General features: G+C 57.2%; 17 protein-coding genes and 2 pseudogenes. 6 read left to right on the plus strand and 13 right to left on the minus strand.

Features of this window, described 5'->3' with window-relative positions; all coding sequences use genetic code 11:
- Positions 1-4: 4 nt before the first annotated feature.
- From B7E11_RS28500 to B7E11_RS28520, 5 genes are all read right to left on the minus strand, one after another.
- Positions 5-790, minus strand: coding sequence for an ABC transporter ATP-binding protein (locus B7E11_RS28500; protein WP_080840798.1), 786 nt, complete (start codon positions 788-790; stop codon positions 5-7).
- 26 nt (positions 791-816) lie between these two features.
- A complete protein-coding gene (locus tag B7E11_RS28505; RefSeq protein WP_245809842.1) occupies positions 817-1,941 on the minus strand; it encodes an ABC transporter substrate-binding protein in 1,125 nt (374 codons plus the stop codon).
- A 79-nt stretch (positions 1,942-2,020) separates the two neighbouring features.
- Complete coding sequence (locus B7E11_RS28510) at positions 2,021-2,470, minus strand: MarR family transcriptional regulator (protein WP_080840799.1); 450 nt, start codon at positions 2,468-2,470, stop codon at positions 2,021-2,023.
- Between the two features lie 316 nt (positions 2,471-2,786).
- On the minus strand, positions 2,787-2,981 hold the full coding sequence (locus tag B7E11_RS28515; RefSeq protein ID WP_080840800.1) for a hypothetical protein: 195 nt from the start codon (positions 2,979-2,981) through the stop codon (positions 2,787-2,789).
- Positions 2,978-3,880 (minus strand): hypothetical protein, encoded by a 903-nt coding sequence (locus B7E11_RS28520; RefSeq protein ID WP_080840801.1) that lies wholly within the window; start codon positions 3,878-3,880, stop codon positions 2,978-2,980. Before B7E11_RS28520 ends, B7E11_RS28515 begins: the two co-directional genes overlap by 4 nt.
- Positions 3,881-4,088: 208 nt before the next feature.
- Here B7E11_RS28520 and B7E11_RS28525 point away from each other — a divergent pair, with 208 nt between their 5' ends.
- Positions 4,089-5,072 carry a glycoside hydrolase family 43 protein gene (locus B7E11_RS28525; RefSeq protein WP_080840802.1) on the plus strand — a complete coding sequence of 328 codons (984 nt, stop codon included), beginning with the start codon at positions 4,089-4,091 and terminating at the stop codon, positions 5,070-5,072.
- A gap of 70 nt (positions 5,073-5,142) precedes the next feature.
- Here B7E11_RS28525 and B7E11_RS30725 read toward each other — a convergent pair whose 3' ends face one another.
- Together B7E11_RS30725 and B7E11_RS28535 are read right to left on the minus strand one after the other, a co-directional pair.
- The gene (locus tag B7E11_RS30725) at positions 5,143-6,783 is read right to left on the minus strand and encodes an S-layer homology domain-containing protein (protein ID WP_080840803.1); all 1,641 of its coding nucleotides are present in this window, start codon (positions 6,781-6,783) and stop codon (positions 5,143-5,145) included.
- 3 nt (positions 6,784-6,786) lie between these two features.
- Positions 6,787-8,559 carry a glycosyltransferase gene (locus B7E11_RS28535; protein WP_176220936.1) on the minus strand — a complete coding sequence of 591 codons (1,773 nt, stop codon included), beginning with the start codon at positions 8,557-8,559 and terminating at the stop codon, positions 6,787-6,789.
- A gap of 285 nt (positions 8,560-8,844) precedes the next feature.
- On the opposite strand from B7E11_RS28535, the pseudogene B7E11_RS31120 reads away from it, so the two are divergent.
- The 5 genes and pseudogenes from B7E11_RS31120 to B7E11_RS28555 all read left to right on the plus strand — a co-directional run.
- A pseudogene (locus tag B7E11_RS31120) lies at positions 8,845-9,066 on the plus strand (response regulator); the annotation flags it as partial.
- A 135-nt stretch (positions 9,067-9,201) separates the two neighbouring features.
- Positions 9,202-9,474 carry a winged helix-turn-helix domain-containing protein gene (locus tag B7E11_RS31125; protein WP_420830690.1) on the plus strand — a complete coding sequence of 91 codons (273 nt, stop codon included), beginning with the start codon at positions 9,202-9,204 and terminating at the stop codon, positions 9,472-9,474.
- The gene (locus B7E11_RS28545) at positions 9,471-10,886 is read left to right on the plus strand and encodes a sensor histidine kinase (protein WP_080840806.1); all 1,416 of its coding nucleotides are present in this window, start codon (positions 9,471-9,473) and stop codon (positions 10,884-10,886) included. The genes B7E11_RS31125 and B7E11_RS28545 overlap by 4 nt, the downstream gene beginning before the upstream one ends.
- Positions 10,887-11,626: 740 nt before the next feature.
- Positions 11,627-11,998, plus strand: coding sequence for a hypothetical protein (locus tag B7E11_RS30530; protein ID WP_240353325.1), 372 nt, complete (start codon positions 11,627-11,629; stop codon positions 11,996-11,998).
- Between the two features lie 198 nt (positions 11,999-12,196).
- Positions 12,197-12,676 (plus strand): carboxymuconolactone decarboxylase family protein, encoded by a 480-nt coding sequence (locus B7E11_RS28555; protein ID WP_080841103.1) that lies wholly within the window; start codon positions 12,197-12,199, stop codon positions 12,674-12,676.
- Between the two features lie 188 nt (positions 12,677-12,864).
- On the opposite strand, the gene B7E11_RS28560 is transcribed toward B7E11_RS28555, so the two are convergent.
- The 6 genes and pseudogenes from B7E11_RS28560 to B7E11_RS28585 form a co-directional block, all read right to left on the minus strand.
- Complete coding sequence (locus B7E11_RS28560; protein ID WP_080840807.1) at positions 12,865-13,284, minus strand: hypothetical protein; 420 nt, start codon at positions 13,282-13,284, stop codon at positions 12,865-12,867.
- Positions 13,285-13,470: 186 nt separating this feature from the next.
- Complete coding sequence (locus B7E11_RS28565) at positions 13,471-14,580, minus strand: DNA topoisomerase (protein WP_342744491.1); 1,110 nt, start codon at positions 14,578-14,580, stop codon at positions 13,471-13,473.
- Between the two features lie 91 nt (positions 14,581-14,671).
- Positions 14,672-15,112, minus strand: a complete 441-nt coding sequence (locus tag B7E11_RS30730) for an ISAs1 family transposase (protein WP_281256566.1) — start codon at positions 15,110-15,112, stop codon at positions 14,672-14,674.
- Between the two features lie 4 nt (positions 15,113-15,116).
- The gene (locus B7E11_RS28575; protein ID WP_080840809.1) at positions 15,117-16,412 is read right to left on the minus strand and encodes an ISAs1 family transposase; all 1,296 of its coding nucleotides are present in this window, start codon (positions 16,410-16,412) and stop codon (positions 15,117-15,119) included.
- A 111-nt stretch (positions 16,413-16,523) separates the two neighbouring features.
- Positions 16,524-17,561 (minus strand): annotated as a pseudogene (locus B7E11_RS28580) (DNA topoisomerase); the annotation flags it as partial.
- Positions 17,562-17,795: 234 nt separating this feature from the next.
- Positions 17,796-19,343, minus strand: coding sequence for a glycoside hydrolase family 43 protein (locus B7E11_RS28585; RefSeq protein ID WP_080840811.1), 1,548 nt, complete (start codon positions 19,341-19,343; stop codon positions 17,796-17,798).
- Positions 19,344-19,375 lie beyond the last annotated feature (32 nt).

Below are 19,375 nucleotides of genomic sequence, written 5' to 3' on the forward strand. Positions count from 1 at the left end.
GTTCCTACTCGTCGAAATGCGACTGAATCGTATCGAGAAGCCCGATAAGCTTCGGATCCGTCACGTTCCTCGGGTATGGGAGCGGATTGTCGTAAAGGTCGGTAATCTGAGAGGAGGGGCCGACGGACATGATGCCGATTCGCTGGCCGAGCAGAAGAGCCTCCTGAATGTCGTGCGTGACGAAAATAACCGTCCTGTTCGTCTCCCGCCAGATGCGGATAAGCTCCTTCTGCATCGTCCTTCTCGTCATCGCGTCGAGTGCTCCGAACGGTTCGTCCATGAGCAGGATGGCAGGATCGTTCGCGAGGACGCGGGCGAGCTGCACCCTCTGCTTCATGCCGCCGGACAGCTCCTCCGGGAATTTGTCCTCGTGACCGGCAAGGCCGACCAGGCGGATATAATGATCCGAGCTCCGGCGTCTCTCCGCTTTCGGCACCTTTCGCATCCGGAGCCCGAATTCCACGTTCTCCCGCACGGTCAGCCATGGGAACAGGGAGGAATCCGCCTGCTGGAACACCATCGCTCTCTCGCTGCCCGGACGAACGATCTCCTTCTCCCCCAGGGCTACTTTGCCTTCGGTCTTGCCGATAAACCCGGCGATGATGTTGAGGAGTGTCGACTTGCCGCAGCCGCTCGGCCCGAGCAGGATGAAGAACTCCCCGCCTCGGATGGTCAGGTTGACATCCTTGATGATGTAGTGCGGCTCTTGGCCCGTCGGGGCGGCCGCGAACGACTTGCGCAGATTCTCGATTCGGATCGTTCCGGATTGCGATTGCGAAAGGGCGGTCATGGACGTTCTCCTCTCCATTGCTTTAATTACGGTTGGTAGGTGACCAGATTCGGCAGCGCTCGTTTGGCCGGCTCGAGATCGAGCTTGGCGTTCAGATCGTAATCGTCCTTCAGAATTCCTCTATCCACGATGAACTGCTTCATGGTCTTCAAATGGTCGTAATCCTCTTGAGTGAAACCAACCGCATAGCCCTGCTGATCGATCGTCTTGAGCACGCCGTCCTTAGGCAGCTTTAGCTCCTTGAACGCGATCTCGGCGAGTTCTTCCTCGTGGCCGGGGATATAGGCGATGGCTTCGTCGAGCGCCTTCAGAATGCCTCCGACCGCATCCGGATGCTTCTTAAGGAAATCGGAAGTGACCGCAAAATAAGCCGTGATGTCCGTTCCCGCGTCCGCGAGATCCCCGATCACCTTCGTGCCCTTGATGCTAAGGAACTTGTCGATGAATACCCCGCTTCCGAACACGACGTCCAACTGCCCTTTCTGGAGACCGACCATCCCTTCGTCCGGCGTGGAATAAGGAACGAACTTCACGTCCTTCTCGTCGATTCCTAGGTGCTCGAGGTACTTCGACCATACATATTCGTAGACGGTTCCTTTGACGACGCCGAGCCTCTTGCCCTTCAGGTCTTGCGGCGTCTGAATCTCGTCTCCCTTGGCGATAACGACCGTGGAGGTCGCCGACTCCGGCGTCTCGCGGGACAGCGTGCTGGCGACTTTGAAGTCGCCCTTGTTCAAGGAATTGAGGAGCGCATAATCCGCTGCGGTTCCCGTATCCGCGCGTCCGACCAGCAGCGCGTTCAGCGTGTCGATCCCATACGGGAAGTTGGAGATCTCCGCGTCGATTCCGTATTTGTCGAACAGGCCTTTCTCCTCCGCGAGACGGAATTGCAGCGACCCGCCAGCGGCCGTGTCCAGCGCGATGCGGACCTTGACCTTCTCTTTAGAAGCCTCCGCGGCGGGAGAGGCGGATTGGGATGCGGACGGGGAAGCCGCCGGGGATACGGACTCGGATGCCGGGGCTGCCGAAGATGCCGTTCCCGCGTTCGAGTTGCTTCCGTTGTCTGAACCGCATCCGGCCAACGCGAGCGAGAACGCGGTCGTCAAAACGACGACGGATGCGGCACTGCGGATTTTCATGAATTTGGACATAAGAGACCCTCCGATTGTTCACTGGAAATTAGAAGTTCGCGTTTAGCCCGCCCTCCCCTCGTTCGAGAGAACGGCGAACTCATGGGTCGGCCGGCCCTTCCGGCGTCAGCGCTTGCCCGATTTCGGCCATGATGGCTTCCGAAAAGCCGTCAAGCCTCTTCAGAATTCTACCGCTGAAGTTCAGCAGAAGCTTCAATTCCTCTTCATTAAACTCTTCGAATAAATAGGGAGCCTTATCTTTGCGCTTGCTTCGCGATAAGGTCTCAATGAACTCCTTGCCTTTCGCCGATATGGCGAGCAGCACCGTGCGCCGATCCTCTTCCGGTCTCGTTCGTTCGATGTAGCCGCCGTCCGCCAGCTTGTTGCATAAAGCGGTGAGCATGCTCGGGGAGAAGTCGGTAACTTCCGCCAGTTCCCCCGCTTTGTGCGGCCCCTTGTTATTCAACGTGCCGAGTACGACGAGTTGGGGCAGGCTAAGCTCGCCTGCTACTACCACTTTGTCACGTTCGACCACGAACTTACGGATCATCTTTCGAAAGGTATCGTCAAGCTCCGTATAGAGAGAAATGCTGTCCCGCCTCCTTCCTCCGGACGCAAAAAAGGCTCCCGAAGCAACCCCGTCTCCAAAATGCGGAAGAGCTGCAAGTTCGGGAGCCGCCGGCTGTCCGGAAGGCTCGATTATTATATTTCGTTAAAGAATATTTTTGTCGTGAAATAAAATTAACACATGAATTCCCATTTGTAAACTATGATTTGTTGGTTGCCGAAAAAAACGCACCTCCTAGCGAGCCCCCTCCCTTCTCGGAGCTTCATCGCCATGAGAAACGCCGACTGTCGTCCGTTGATCAGTCCATCTTGTTGATAATCGCCTTAGCGGTGACCTCCCGATACTCGGAGGCTTCGCCCTTCATCGCCAGCGATACGGACACGCTTAGGATGTCAAGAACGGTCATCTGCAACGGCTTGGAGTTCATCGAGCTACCCTGGAACGGATTCTCCCGCGCCGCGGTCAGCAAAACGGATTCATCCGATTCCGTCAAAGACGCCTGTAGTTCCGCAGCGTGCGGAGCGATTGCAGCGTGAGGATGCCTTTCCATTCTTGCATCGCTTGCGGCCACTCTTCTTCATACTGGTGCCAGGTCCAGTTCGGCGCCCAAGCTCCGCCCTCCCTCTGGCCGTCGATCAAGGCGTCGAGTTCGCGGGAAATGCTGCCGGCGTACTTCCCGTAGTAGCGGGCTTCCGGCTTGTCCGCGACTTGAAGCGGTTCCGCGCCGTAGCCTTCGCGTTTCTGCGGGTCCGAAACGACGCAATGGTCGAGGAACCGGCGCATGGTTTCGTCGACGGCCCCGCGCTGCGCCTCGTCCAGACGCTCGATCAAACGCAGGAAGCAAAACATCTCGTGCATTTCCGTAAGGTCGCAGCGATGCTGCACATAGTCAAGGGCGTAGCAAACAAGCTCCTCCAGCTTTCCGAACGGGACGTGCGCCCGGTAATCCAGAAAGAAGGCGACGATATCGGCATTCGGATTGCCCCAATGATCGGCGAAAACGCCGTACGTCCACCAAACCGCGCGAGGGGCGTTTTCCGCTTCCGGCGGAATGATGTCCCATCCGTTGCGATCCTCGCGGTACGTTCGAATAAGATAGCCGAGCGCCTTGCGGGCCGTCGCAAGCTTTTCGTCCGAAGGAGGCATCCCTTCGAGGATGTCCAGCGCGCGCGTCGTGGCCAGGGCGGACGATTCCTTGCACCGCAGATCCGGCTCCAGCCCGCAGCCGAACCCGCCGTCCGGGTTTTGAAATTCGGCGAGTTCCTTGAGCACCTCGCTTTCGGAGCCCGATTCGAATTCATGCTCATAAACGGCCCGTTCAAGCGGCCTTGCCCGCCGCTTCATGAACTGCCGGGCCGCCTCGAAACGCGACGGCTCGAGAAGCTTCGCCATAAGAGTCACTCCCATATCCGTAAATTGATACCCGCTTTATATCATCGCATACTCTTTCTTTTTTGCATTGAAAAAATCGGACGCGAAAAAAAAGAATCCTGTGAATAAATTCGGTGAAATTTGAAAGAAGCAACGGTTTTCACTCGTCTGTTCTTTGTTAAAATAGGTAGAGGATCTGAATAAAGGAGTTAACCGGGGAGGATTTGAGATGGCCGATTCGACCAAACGCAACGAACCGCTGGTCACCCATATTTATACGGCGGACCCTTCCGCTCACGTATTCGAAGGAAAGCTTTACATTTATCCATCCCACGACCTCGATCACGAAAAAGTTTCGAACGACAACGGCGACCAGTACGACATGGAGGATTATCACGTTTTATCGATGGAGGACGAAGGCTCCCCTTGCATCGATCACGGGGAAGCGCTTCATTTGCGAGATATCCCTTGGGCCAAGCAGCAGCTGTGGGCGCCGGACGCCGCTTACAAAAACGGTACTTACTACTTGTTTTTCCCCGCGCGGGATAAAGACGATATTTTCCGGATCGGCGTCGCGACGAGCTCTTCTCCGTCCGGCCCGTTCAAGCCCGAACCGAACTATATTCCGGGAAGCTTCAGCATCGATCCCGCCGTTCTCGTCGACGACGACGAAAAGGCCTATGTCTATTTCGGAGGACTGTGGGGCGGACAGCTGGAGAAATGGCAAACCGGCCGGTTCGATCCGGAAGGGAAGGAACCTTCCGGATCGGAGCCCGCGCTCGGCCCCCGGGTAGCCGAATTGAACGAGGATATGCTGACATTCAAGGAATCTCCCCGGGAAATATCCATCGTCGATCGGGAAGGCCATCCGATTGCGGCCGGCGACGAAGACCGCCGGTATTTCGAAGGGCCGTGGGTGCATAAGCATAAAGGACTCTATTACCTGTCCTATTCGACCGGCACGACCCATAAAATCGTTTACGCCGTCGGCGAAAATCCGACGGGGCCATTCGTTTTCCAGGGAACGATTTTGACGCCCGTCGTCGGATGGACCACCCATCACTCCATCGTCCGGTTCAAGGATAAATGGTATTTGTTTTATCACGACAGTTCGCTGTCCGGCGGCGCCGACAACAAACGCTGCGTGAAATATACGGAGCTCAACTACAACGAAGACGGCACCATTCAAACGATCGATCCTTACGACAACTAAACATCGAAAAAAAAGGCGGCATGGCCGGCAACACCGACCGCCGCCTTTGCATTCAGTTGACTGACCTGCCTTAAGGAATGATTGCTCCAGGAGGCCCCGGAGGTCCAATCGGTCCCGGAGGTCCCATTGGACCTTCAGGACCTGTCGCCCCGGTTGCTCCCGTCGCCCCGGTTGCGCCTGTCGCTCCCGTTGCCCCGTCCGCTCCGGCTGCGCCCGTTGCCCCGGTTGCTCCCGTTGCTCCCGTTGCCCCGTCCGCTCCGGCTGCGCCCGTCGCCCCGGTTGCGCCTGTCGCTCCCGTTGCCCCGTCCGCTCCGGCTGCGCCCGTCGCCCCGGTTGCTCCCGTTGCTCCCGTTGCCCCGTCCGCTCCGGCTGCGCCCGTCGCCCCGGTTGCGCCCGTTGCTCCCGTCGCCCCGATAGCGCCCGTCGCTCCGGTTGCTCCCGTTGCCCCGTCCGCTCCGGCTGCGCCCGTCGCCCCGGTTGCTCCCGTCGCTCCGGTTGCGCCGGCCGCTCCGGTTGCCCCGGTTGCGCCGGCAGCTCCGGCCGCTCCCGAAGAGCCCGGCGATCCATCCGCTCCGGCAGCGGCAATAAGCAGGTAATCGGCCGAGTCGTTCGGCAGGCCTTTGGGCGATGCATTCAGCACGATGTACGTGCTTCCATCGTACGTAACCATTTGATACTGGGCATAGGACTCGGATTGAGCGGCGTCAAATGCAACGATTCCCTCGAAAATAGACTTTAGCCAATTCTCCTGAGCATTTTTATTTTGCTGCGCGATAAACGACAAGCTCGCGCTGGGTTCGATGTAGAACGCCGTATCTTCTTGATGTACGACAGCAATCATTTGGCCCGGCTGAAGATTCGTCCCGTGAACGACGGCTCCGGCCCCTAGATCGAACCGCAGAGATTCGCCGCTGTCGGACAAGATCGTCACGTCATTCGCCGATAAACGAACCAGCATCCCGCGGACGACCCGATCCGTCCCCTCCAAATACAGCTCGGCCCGCGATACGAAGGCAGCCGCCTCCGAACGCGTGAGGACGGATTCGGGACGAAAGGTTTTGCTTTCAAAACCGGAAATCAGGCCCAGTTTAATGGCTGCGTTCACGTAGCCTCGAGCCGAAGCCGATATTTTCGAATCGTCCGCAAACGAAGAAGCGCGATCCGCTAATCGGCCTGCCTCGTCCTCTTGGCCGAGTGCCCGAATAATCGCTTTTATCATCCACTCGCGGGTAGCCTCCGTCTTCCCCCAGTTCGGCGAGGAGGTATTCTCTTCGCCAGTTAAAATTAGGCCGCGCTCGATAGCCAAGGCGATCCAGCCTCGAGCCCACGGATCCGAAGAAAGCGCGGTCTGCGTAAGATTATTCTCCGGGGAATCCACGCCAAGAAGCCGAAGAATCATGACGATGGCTTCCTGACGCGTTGTCGTTCCGTTCGGATTGAACGCGCCTGCTTGATTGCCGCCGACGACTCCCATGGCAGCCAGCTTCATCACGTCCGGATAGGCCCAGAAGTTTTGCGGAACATCCCTGAATCCGACAGGACCGGCCGCCGCCGCTTGCGCGTTGGAAAACGCCCATGGCGGGACCAGCCCGGCCACGGAGCTGATAGCCCCGATCGTCATGAAATGCTTGGATACGCGGGAAGATCGATGATCCCGGCGGGCCGACTTGCGAGATTTTCTGAGTTCTTTTTTCAAGTACCGATCATTCATGGGTCAAATCCTCGCTTCCTGTAATCTTCCCTCGACTAAACGATTGAAATAAGCTCTATTCTGCAAAACGCTCGGGTGGTTCGGAACATATTTGGCAGCTTCCTCGTTATGCTTGCGAGCCAAATCGTACATTTGCAGGCGGTCATAACAAACGCAAAGCTGCAAATGCGGCACCCAGGTTCGAGAGCCATGCTGCACCATCGCGTTCGTCTTCACGAAGGACGGGATGCGGAGCGCTTGTTCATACCAGGGGATCGCTCCCGCGTAATCGCCTTCTTCCATATGATAAAAGCCCAACCTGCAGCTGATCTCGGGTTTGGGAGAATCATATTGGAAAGCCTGGAGCGCTTTCCTTCTCGCATCCTTGAGTTTCCCCAACGCATGATACGCATCCGCGGACCGGCCGCATGCGGCAATTTGGTCTTCCCGCCAGCCGTCGTCCCGAGTCAGAAAACGTTCGTATTGCTCGATCGCCCGTTCCCAAAGCTTGTGATCGCTAAGCTCGTTTCCGTAATAGAAAAGATCTCGCGACGAAAATCGTTCGCCCGCCCGTTCTCGCTCTTCATAGATCAAGAGATTGCGATTCGTATCGGTGTGCACGCGCCTATGGGTGACGGCAGCCTCCGCTTCGAGAATTTCGCCGCGAACCTCCAAGTACTCGTGAACTTGGCCGATCCAACGAAACCCGCGTTCCCTTTTGACGATCCGATTCCGCCGCAGGCTGCTCAGCAAGCGCCCATCCTCGTCGAAAGCCAGATGATAAGGCATGGATATCGCGTCGATGCCCGCCGACAGGTCGTTTAATGTTGCTTTCAATCGGGCGGCATCTTCGGCGAGCAGCACGTCGTCGGCATCCAACCACATGATGTAGTCCGTAGTCGCCAAACTGAACGCATGGTTGCGGGCTGCGGCGAAATCGTTCGTCCACTCGAAATCGTAAATCCGGTCCGTGAACTCGCGGGCAATGTCCTTGGTCCGGTCCGTCGAACCGGTATCGACGATGACGATCTCGTCGACGACATCGCTGACGCTGGAAAGACAGCGCGCGAGCGTCCGCTCTTCGTTTTTGACGATCATGCATAAAGTCACGGTCGGCAAACGGTCAGGCTTTTCCGAAGAAGCTTCCGGAACCGGCCCCTTCCCGCTTTCGAAAGGCAGCAGATTAACGACGACGCAATCCTTCGCAACCGCTATTCCGTACCCCGCATCGCGCGCCCTTTCGCACAAACGCGAGATTTCGATCCCGCCGCGTTCAAAATCGAATCCGCCTATCTCCTCCAGAACTTCTCTTCGCGTCATAAAAAGCGCCCCCGCCAGCTCGCCGACTTTTCGAATTCCTCGCGACCGAACGGCGCGCCTCCCCCTTGCGAGGGCAAACAGCGAATCGATTCCCGAATATTCGCAATCCAGCAGTTGTTCTCCTTTTCCGTCATTCATCACGGGGGCGATTAATGCCAGCGTTCTGTCAGCGTTCAAGCATTCGATCAGATCCGAAAGCCACCCGCCGGTTACCGCGATATGATCATGCATGAACACCAGCGTATCGAATTCGGCAACGGAAGCCGCAATCCCGAACCCCTCCGCAGCGCTAAGCTTCCCTGGCCAACCCATTAGACGAACTCCGGGGTTTTCCGCATAACGCTCGGCCTCGGCGGGATCATCCAACTCGTCGATGACAATCAACTCGTACGGAGGCCCGGTATGCCGTTGAATGCTCTCGATACAAAAATCAAGCCGCGTTGCTTGTTCCGCGTAGAGAATAATCGTAACGCTCATCGCCGCCACTCCCGCAACTTCGTCGTTTCGTCCCATGGGTTCGATGCATGGACTTGATTCGGGGAATCCGTCATATGGTTTCGAGCAAGCCCTGACCTATAACCCATTTTAGCGACCGACGGCTTCACTTTTCTTAACGGAATCTTAATGATCGGGATAGCAAGCTCTTCGTCACTTCATGTATGATAATCTTAATCGCTGCTACCTTTGGAGGAACAAACGGCCATGTACCGAATGCTTATCGTCGATGATGAACCCGAGATCCGCGGACTGATCCGGATACATATGGAACGGGAAGGCTTCCAAACCGTCGAAGCCGAATCCGGACGGCAGGCGATGGAGCGAATGCGGGAGGAACGCTTCGAAATCATGATCCTGGACATCATGATGGATGACGGCAACGGCTTCGAGGTGCTTCAACAATTGCGCGAAAATCATCCCGAGACTCTTGTTATCGCACTCAGCGCAAGAAGGGAGGTCGAGGACAAGATTGCAGCGCTTGGCTTGGGCGCGGACGATTACGTTACGAAACCGTTCAGCCCGATGGAACTGCTCGCCCGGGTTCAAGCCCAATTGCGGAGACACCGCCCCCAGTCGCCGCTTCCGTCCGGAGTTATCCGTTTGAACAAGCTCGTTCTCGACGTGGACAATTTCGTTTTGCACAATGACGGAATCCGGCACGACCTCACCCCTGTCGAATGCGAGCTGCTGCAGCTGTTCATGCGCAATTCCGACCGCGTGCTGACCAAGCGGGAGATTTACCGGCAAATTTGGCAGCACGAAAATTACGACGACAACAATTTGAGCGTTTTTATCAGTCGGCTGCGAGCCATGCTGGAAAGCGCCGACGGGTCCAGGCATCATCTTCATACCGTTCGGGGCGTCGGCTATCGATTCTCGGGAGACGGAAGATGAGAAATCAGACGAAGCTATGGCTGATCATGTCGATCAGCGCCGTCGGAAGCCTGACGCTTTTTATCGTTCTGTCTTTCATCTCGAGCTCCGTCTGGAACAAAGGCTACGATTTGAATAAGCTGAACGCCATCTCGCAACAAACTCTCGATGCGATTGAACGACTGGAACCCGAGCCCGGCGGGGCCGACGTTAAGCCGATACTGGATCGGATTCATCTCGAGCAGCCGTCCCTTCGGTTCGAATGGGTGGATTCAAACGGCTCCGTGCTTTACGATACGTCCGGAACGAGCAGATCCTATGACTTTAAACAGATAACGGATCGCTTTCTCAATATGCCGAGAAACTTGTGGACGGACGGCGAAACAATTTCATTCGCTTATCCTGTCGATCGGGGAAATGCGTCCTATTATTTATTCATTAGCCTGCCGAGCGAAGCGATGAAGTCGGGGCAATTTTACTTCTACGTGCGCACGTTCGAAGTCCTGTTTACCTATGCTTTGCCCTTGCTGATCTCCTTACTGGTGCCCTATTTGCTGTCCATCTGTTTTTTTTCGTCGATGAACGGACGCATTCGCAAATTAAACGATGCAATGAACAAAGTCAACCTTCGCAGCGACGCGATCCGTCTGGAGGATGCGTCGAAGGACGAGATCGGGCAACTGACGAGACATTACAATTCAATGGCTCAGCGGATTCGCAGTCAGGCGAGCGAAATCCAGCAATTCGAAAATCGCCGCAAGCTGCTGCTATCCAACCTCTCGCATGATTTGAGAACACCGCTGACGATGCTGCTCGGTTACGCCGAGACGATTCGCAACGGTCTATACAAAAACGAGGACGAACTGCAGGCCAGCGCAAAAATCATCCTGCAGCGTTCCCGCTACATGGATAGCTTGCTGGACCAACTGCTGGACATCGCTCGGCAAGATTCGGACACGCTTGAGTTTCATCTCGCTCCTCATAATCTGTCCGAACTGCTCAGAAAGATCGTGGCCGAGTACATGCTGTTCCTCGACGGCCAACAGATGACGATCGACGTGGATATTCCCGACCGGGACGTCGAGGCGAGCATCGATTCCGCGCTTTTCGAACGGGCAATCCGCAACCTGATCGACAATGCCATCCGCTATGGAGACGAAGGGGGCTATTTGGGGATCCGGCTTCTGGAAGACGAGAATGATATTTTCATTGCAATCAAGGATAAAGGAAAAGGAATCCCGGAAGAGGAGGGCAACCGAATCTTCGAACGCTTCTATCGCGCAAACGGCGGAAGAAAGGGGGAAGGGCTCGGTCTGGGGCTATCGATCGTCAAACAGATCGTCGAGTCGCATGGAGGGACCGTGCAAGTATCGAGCGTTCCCGGCAAGGAAACCTTGTTCGTGATCCGTTGCCCGAAAAAACAAGCGGCCTAGAGCCATCGGATGCCGCCCCTGCCTGTCAACTATTCGAAACGGTATAAACCGCCCAATTCATAGAAGCTTTCATGTCTTTTAGCCTACCTTGTGTTTTTGCCTATTTTTCTCAAATTTGACCATAGTCTACTATATTCTGGTTGTTCGTCCATTCAAGCCCGTCGCCAAGGACATACGCTGTAGACAAATTTACAGGAGGTGTATGTCTTGAGTTGTCCAGATCGTAAACACTGCAAAAAAAAGACGGTAGTGGTCGGTTCGACGGTTAAAAGCAAAAAGCCGCATGAGATCAAAAAAATAAACCGCATGTCGATAAAAAAAGAAAACCGCAAGTGTTTAAAAAAATCGTCAAAGTAAACTGTCCCCCTCCCGAAGTTAACGTTACGACGCCGACAGTAGTCGGTCCCCAAGGTCCTCAAGGTCCTCAAGGTCCTCAAGGTCCTCAAGGTCCTCAAGGTCCTCAAGGCGCTCCAGGTCCTCAAGGTCCTCAAGGCGCTCCAGGTCCTCAAGGCGAGTCAGGTCCTCAAGGCGAACCAGGTCCTCAAGGCGAGCCAGGTCCTCAAGGCGAACCAGGTCCTCAAGGTGCTACAGGTCCTCAAGGTGCTACAGGTCCTCAAGGTGCTACAGGTCCTCAAGGCCCGGCGGGACCGGCAGGCGGAATTTCTTCGTTTTCGTTTCTATGCAGCACTGTCAACCAGACCGTCGCGCCCGCACCCGTCCCCGGAGGCCAGGGGGGCGCGGTGACGTTCAATAACTCCCTCATCAACGGAACTGCGTTCACGTTTACCAGCCCTTCCACGGTTAACGTGAACGAAACCGGATTCTATCATATTAGCTGGGAGGTATTCCCGACGGCCGGAAACAGCGCGTTCGGCATGTTCTTTGATCCGGACGCCGCCGGTCCGACTCCCGCGTCTCTTGTTTTGTGCAGCAATTACGGCTCGGGCGCGGGCAACAATCCTTACCAAGGCCAAGTGATCGCTGAGTTGACAGCCGGCGGCGTCCTGACGCTGAATCGGATCGACAACACCGGAGCACAGACGCTGCAGGCAAGTATCGGAGGCGGAACGCCTGTAGTCAGCGCATCGATCGTGATCGAAAAATTGGCCTAAACTTCCTCTGCTCGGCCTGTGGCCGGGCTTTTTTTGCGATTTTTCATTTGAACGCACTCCCGGGCTTCCGTTCGGTCACAACATAATGCACCGAATCGTCGTACATACGAAACGCGATCTCGGGAGGAGGCGACGGAACGAACAAGGAAGAGATCGAGTCGGCGGAATCCAATAAAAAACAAAGAGAGGGAAAACATGATGGCGCAGCGCGTAAATTACATGCAGCAGTCTCCCGAATTTTTCAAAAAAATGATGGAATTCAGCAACGCCGAAAAAAACAGCGCGATCGAAGAGAAGCTTCGCGATCTCGTTCATATCCGGGCATCGCAAATCAACGGGTGCGCGTTCTGCCTGGACATGCACGTCAAAGAAGCCAAAATTCACGGGGAACGAGAACTTCGTCTCTATCACACTTCGATCTGGCGGGAATCGGAACTGTTCAGTCCCCGCGAACGTGCCGCGCTCGAATGGACCGAAACGTTGACCAAATTGCCGGAACACGGCGTGTCCGACGACATCTATCTTCGCGTTCGCGAACAGTTCTCCGAAAAAGAAATTTCGGATCTGACTTTCTCGATCCTGGCGATCAATGCCTGGAACCGCCTCAACGTCGGCTTCAGAGGCGTTCCCGGCTCGGCTGATGCCGCGTTCGGGTTGACGAAAGCGGGATTGAACTAACCGGCTGCAAAATCAAACGTCTCTCCTAAGACCCCCTGAGGGGTCTTTTTGCGCGGTAGAAAAGCTTCGCCCCGGAAGTCGAATGTCCGGCCCCGTAATGCCGGATTATCGCCCGCAACCCGCCTATAGTAAAAGCAGCCCCCTGTCGGAGGGCTGCTTAAATTTCGCAATGGCAACTTCCATAAACCTTATCTCGCTCTCTTCAGCTCGCGAATATCCGAGTCATGCTCAAACGACTTCACGGCCAGAGCCTCGATGATCTTGCCATGCCGTTGCTGCTCCGTCTTTAACGATTCGATCGCAGACGCGTGCTGTTGCTGCACTTCGGCGATATTTTCCACCCATTTGTGCGTTTCCAGCACCGCAACCTTCACTTCGTTCAGCGTTCCCTCCATTCGATCGAGCCGCCGATCGATACCATCGAAACGTTGATCCATACCATCAAGCCTCTGATCGATCCCGTCAAACCTCTGATCCATACCATCAAGCCTCTGATCGATCCCGTCAAGCCTCTGATCGATGCCGTCAAGCCTCTGATCGATCCCGTCAAATCGCCGATTCACGCCTCTAAGCTCGTCCAATATCGATTCCAATAACCGTTCGCTCATCGTCCGTGCCTCCCGCTCACGCAAAATAAATCCCACCAATAACAGCTATACGTCAGGTGATATCCTCCATGGGCAAGGAGGCTCGGCCTATATAGACAAATTATACCAAACAGGTGTTCTGGTGTCAAAAGCAAAATTAACTGTAATTGGTTAAGATCCATCGCAAATCTCAGGCGAGAAAAAACATTAATCCTCTTTCTGCCCCAAGGCGGCCCGCAGGGCATCGCCCAAGCTGTTTGTCGCCGCGGCGTTGTCGCTGTACTTTTCGATCAGCTTGTGCTGCTCGTGCTTGGCAGCCCGGCCTCCGCCCTGCTTGTCGCCGAGCTTCTCGATCACGTTGCACGGCCGGCAGTGAAAAAACTTCCCGGCTTTGCCGTCGCGAAGCTCCATCTTCTTGCGGCAAGTCGGGCAGCGCCGATTCGTCAGCGCGGGTTCGGCCGCCCGGCGGTAGTCGCATTCGCGGTCGGAGCAGACGTACGATTTGCCGCGCTTGCCCTTCACTTCCTTGAGCGGCTTGCCGCAGGACGGACAACGATACGCCGTCAGGTTGTGCGGCTTGTATTCCTTGGACTCCCGTTTGATTTCCTCGACCCATAACCGCGCCCGCTCCCGGATGCCCGCCATGAACGCTTGCGGGTTGCCGCTTCCCTTGGCGATCCGTTCCAGCTCCCGCTCCCACTCCGCCGTCATCTCGGGGCTGCGCAGCTCGTTCACGACAAGCTCGTAGAGCTGGCTTCCTTTGCCGGTCGGAGCAAGCCGGTTCTGCGTTCTTTCGATCGTGTCGGTGGACAGCAGCTTCTCGATAATGTCGGCGCGGGTAGCCGGCGTCCCCAGCCCGTGCTTTTCCATCCGGGCGAGCAGCGCCGCTTCGGTGTAGCGGGCCGGCGGCTGCGTTCGCAGCTCCTTCGGGCGGCAAGCTTTCACCGGAAACGTCTGCCCGGAAGCCAGCTCCGGCAATCGCTGCGCCGGCTGGGCGTCGCCGCGCTCCGCGCCTTCGTCCTCGTCGTCCCCGTCGTCGACGGCCGAGAACCCCGCTCCGGCGGCGTACGCCTCTTTCCAGCCGGCATCCTTCTCGATCCGGCCTTTGGCGTGAAAATGATCGCCATCGACCGAGAGGACGACCGACGTTTCGTCGTATCGGTACGGCGGGTAAAACAATGCGATAAAGCGGCGCACGATCAAGTCGTACAGGCGGCGCTCGTCGCCGGACAGCGCGGACAGGTTGACGTATTGCTCCGTCGGAATGATCGCGTGGTGGTCGCTTACTTTGCTGTCGTCGACCAAGCGCTTGGACACCGAAAGCGTTCCCCGCAATGCCTTGCGGGCCAGCGCCCAGGGATTCGTCAAAGTCAGGTTGATAAATGCTCAGACATGTCCTTTGTCGTCTTTAAGCTCCGATCAGTTCCAAAGCCCTTTCTGGTTTTCTGGCACAACGGCGGGTCGCTTTCGCAATGTTGGATTGATTTCCTAAGCGGAACAAGCTAATTGCGAGATTGCGCAAGGTGGCCATGACTCGCGGCCCTTCTTTGGTTCGAATCTGAGAACGGTCTTCGTCAAACGTGACGTCGCGTACCCAATGGAGCCGATTTTCAATCGACCAATGTCCGCGATTCAAATTCAACAATCGAGCGGGATCGGCCCGTTCGACCGATAGGCTGGTGATGCCAAAGACAGTTTCTTCCCGCATCCACTCCCCTTGCAAATTGTAGGTGATTCGGTGGATTCGGCAAACTTGCGCCGCATACGGAAACGTCACGTAGTCGTTCAACTTCGTGCTCGTTTGCAGCTTGCGCACTTCGATGCGCCCGTGCCCTTTATCGCGTGTCACATATTCAGGGGGAAAAATCCTTGTCGTCGAGGTCCTCAATCGCTGTTTTCGAATTCGGTTTCTTCCCTTTGGCGGTGAAGAAGGGGTCGGGTTGTTTTTCTTCCCCCAAATACCGGGCGTGCTCGACTTGCGTATGCAGCGCATCGGCGGTGACCCCTTTCCCTCGCAAGTCCAGAGGGTCCAATACCGATTGAAATTCCCTAATCTCGTTGGTTTTCTTGTCCACCGCCCGTTGCGCAACGACGACGCCTTCCTTGTGCAACAAAGCGGAAAGCAAGTGCAGTGCTTTGCCTTCACCATCTTTGGCACCGCGCACCGTCTTTCCGTCGACCGCGATCGCTTCCGGATCCGTCTGAGCTGTCAGCCACTCGTTCAAGATGCGGTCGAGTTGTTCCGCATCCGCGCTTTGCAGATGTCGTCGCAAGGTCGGTTCACTGGGCGGGATATACCGACGTTGCTCGGGATGGTACCGACACCCCAGGCGACGCAAGAGATCTTGGGACAAATCCGCCGCCCATTCGCCGATTGCCAGAAAACTGCGGGCACCCGAGAGGGTTGCGCAGATTGCGACTGCGAGGGTGGATGTCACGCTGTGGCGAACTCCACGGGGCTTGCGTGGATCCTTGAGCTGTTTCAAACGTTCCAGCAACCCGTCATTCTGATCCAGGTTCACGCCATTCAAATTCACCACAGGCACTCCGCCTCCGCGCAATTCCGGCACCAAAAAAGGAGCGGACAACCACGTGCGGGCGTGCCGATGGAGCGGATACACCAAAACGGTTTTCGTTGTCCCATGATAGTAGTATTGTCCGGCGTTCCGTCCGTAGCCTCGGGTTTGTCCTAGTCGCAACCATCCCGCTGCGATATAGCACGTCCCTGCAAACCGGGCATGATCGACAAACGTTTCGACCAGAATCAACGGATGTCCGTGAACCGCGACCCAATCCGCCGACAACCGTTTTACGTTCAAGGAAAGTACCTTGGAAGCAAGGTTGGGAATGTGTACGCCAGGAAGTATGAGAAAGCGCAGGTTGTTGGCGATAAATAACAACCGGCTCCATTGTTGCTCTTTGGACCAGCCAATCCATTGATCCCGACAGCTGCATTTGAATGCAGCCGTTCCCCAGCCCAGCAAAGCGACCCATCTTCCCTGGATTTCCGCAACATATTTGATCGACTCGCCGACCAATTGGCGAAATCCAAGATAATGATGAGTTCGCATAAGCGTGTTCCATTGTGCTTCCTCGTGAGATTGAATCGGTCGAACGATTAGCGCTGTCAGCTCGATTTGTTTCGTCATACTTGCCCCTTATGGAACCGATAAAATGGGTATTAAGCTCATTGTATCGGTTCTTCGAGGAAAAAGCCAGCGATCTTTAAAATGTTAAGTGGGGCCTCGCATTAGTCTGACTTTGACGAGGCCCTGGGCCAGCGCCGCATAAGGCCCTATGGCGATGCTGTCCAGCCGCCCCTTCAGCGTCGGCACGATATCGCTGGATATATAGCGGGAATCGGTGCGCGGATACGTGACCAGCTTATGCTGCTCGTACAGCCGCTGCAGCACGTTCGACGTCATTTTCGCCGAGAAGCCGAGCCGCTTGTTCGCGTCCCGCTGCAGCTCGGTCAAATCGTACGCCTGCGGAAACGGCTCGCTTTTCTCCGTCGTGCGCAGCTTCGTTACCTTGGCGGTTCGGCCGCCGACGCGCTCCGCGATCGCCCGCGCCTGCGCCTCGTCCCATATTCGGCCGTCGTGGCCGTCCTTCTCGCGCCATACGGCCTGGAACGTGCCGAAATCGGCCGCCACCGTCCAGTACGGCTTCGGCTGGAATTCTCGGATCTCCCGCTCGCGCTCGATCAGAACGGACAGCGTCGGCGTCTGCACGCGGCCGGCCGCCAGCTGCGCATCGTACTTTGTCGTCAGCGCGCGCGTCACGTTCAGGCCGATAAGCCAGTCCGCTTCCGCGCGGCATACCGCCGACCGGTAGAGCGCGTCGTACTGCCGGCCCGGCTTCAGATCGCGGAAACCGTCCCGGATCGCCTGGTCGGTTTGCGAAGAAATCCACAGCCGCTTGAACGGCTTGCGCCAACCGACAAGCTCCATAATCCAGCGCGCGACCAGTTCGCCTTCCCGGCCGGCGTCCGTCGCGATGATGAGCTCGCCAAGGTCGGACCGTTTGCACAGCTGGGCGACCGCGCGAAACTGGCCCGACGTCTCCTTCAGCACTTTCAGCTTCATTCGCTCCGGGAGGATCGGCAGCTCCTCCAGGTTCCATGTCCTGTATTTCGTATCGTAATCCTCCGGTTCGGCCAGCGTGACGAGATGGCCGAGCGCCCAGGTGACGACATAATTCGGACCTTCCATATGGCTTTTATGCTTTTGCCCGCAGCCGAGCACCCGGGCGATTTCCTTCGCGACGCTCGGCTTCTCGGCCAGTACGAGTGATTTCATGACAACGCTCCATTCTCCTTGCGATCTAGAAGCCGCCGCGCGGGCCGCTCTCATGGGTCCATTATCCATGAAGGACGCGAAGGTTGTCAAAATCGTTTCGACCGGAGCATCCCTCCTAAAATGAAATAGAAAGGGCCTCCCTCAGGTCGATTTTCGACCATTCGGGAAGCCCCTTCGTTCGGGTATCGCAAAGTTTCGGCGCTAGCGAGAAGCTCTCCTCCGCAGGGCGAAGGATCACGGCGTCACCCGGAACGGCCCGAACGCCGCATAACCGGCATCGCCGTCCGCGCCGGCCGCGAACAGCCCGACCTTCGCCCCCACCCACCGGCCGGGAGCGGCTTCGAACGGCCCGGCGTCAACCGGGCGAAACGGCCCGCCGGCCGAGCGATAGGCGAATCGGCAGACGGCGCCTTCGGCCACGGATACCCGCAGCCCGATTCGGTCGTCCGTAAGCGGCATGCGCCAAAGGACGCGCTCGTCCGCCGGATCGCCCTCCGTATAGGCAAGGAACCGGTCCCCGCTGCGGGCCCGCCCCGCCGCAAGCCGGGCGTGGCGGAAGCCGAACACGACGAGCCCCGCTTCGTCCCCCGGCTTCAAAGCGGCGACATCCAGCTCGACCGTTGCCTCGAACGCGGGGGCCGGAAACTTTTGCAGCAGCAGATGCGGCGCGTCGTAAAGCGTCGCGGCGCCTTCCGGAAGCGGCATCGCGCGCAGCCGCAGGCCGCCGGCCGGTCCGGGCGGCGTCCACTCCGGCGACGGGTTCGCCTGCCACTGCCATTGCAGGCCCGGCCTTCCCGCCGCGAATTCGTCGGTCGCGGCGGGCGCCGCAACCGGCGAACCAACGCCGGCCGCCGGCTTGCGAAACCGAAGAACCGGGGTTCCGACGCCGTCCGCCCCGGGTTCGCCGATCCGCGGCCAATCGTTCTCCCACGCGACCGGCTGCAGATGGACGATGCGGCCGTACGCGTCCTTGTCCTGAAAATGAAGGAACCACGATTCGCCGTTTTCCAGCTCCACCCAGCCCCCCTGATGCGGGCCGTTCACCGGCGAGCCGCCCTGGCGCAGGACGATCCTGTCTTCGTAAGGGCCGTACGGGTTCGAGGCTCTAAGCACGGTTTGCCAGCCTTGAGGGACCCCGCCCGCGGGGGCGAAAATGTAATAATAACCGTTCCGCTTGTAAAACTTCGGGCCTTCGATCGTCGGATGGTTAACCGGATCGTCGAATACGATCCGTCCTTCGCCGATACGGCGGCCGTCGGGATCCATCGGGCAGACGCGCAGCTTGTCCCGAATGCCGCTGCGGCTTTCGGCGAACGCATGCACCAGGTAAGCCCGCCCGTCCTCGTCCCAAAGCGGACAAGGATCGATCAGCCCTTTTCCCGCCTGAACGAGATGCAAGGGCGACCACTCGCCGGCCGGATCTTCCGCCGTCGTCATGAAGATGCCGACGTCCGGATCGCCGTAAAAAATCCAGAACTTCCCCGCGTGATGCCGGATGCTCGGCGCCCATACGCCCCTGCCGTGCTGCGGCCGGCCGTACCCCGGAAGCGGCATCCTCCGCAGCGCGTGACCGATCAGACGCCAATTGACGAGGTCGCGCGAATGCAAAATCGGCAAGCCCGGAATATGGTGAAAGCTCGACGAGGTCATGTAAAAGTCGCCGTTTACGCCGATCACGTCCGGATCGGAATAATCGGCATGCAGGACGGGATTGCGATAGGTGCCGTCCCCCGGATCCGGCATCCAGGGCGAAACGCCGGATTCGCTTTCCTCTCGTTCCATTCGTTTTCAACTCCCCGTCTTTTGTCCGATTT

It is taken from the genome of Cohnella massiliensis (assembly GCF_900169535.1).
GTDB classification, from domain to species: domain Bacteria; phylum Bacillota; class Bacilli; order Paenibacillales; family Paenibacillaceae; genus Cohnella; species Cohnella algarum.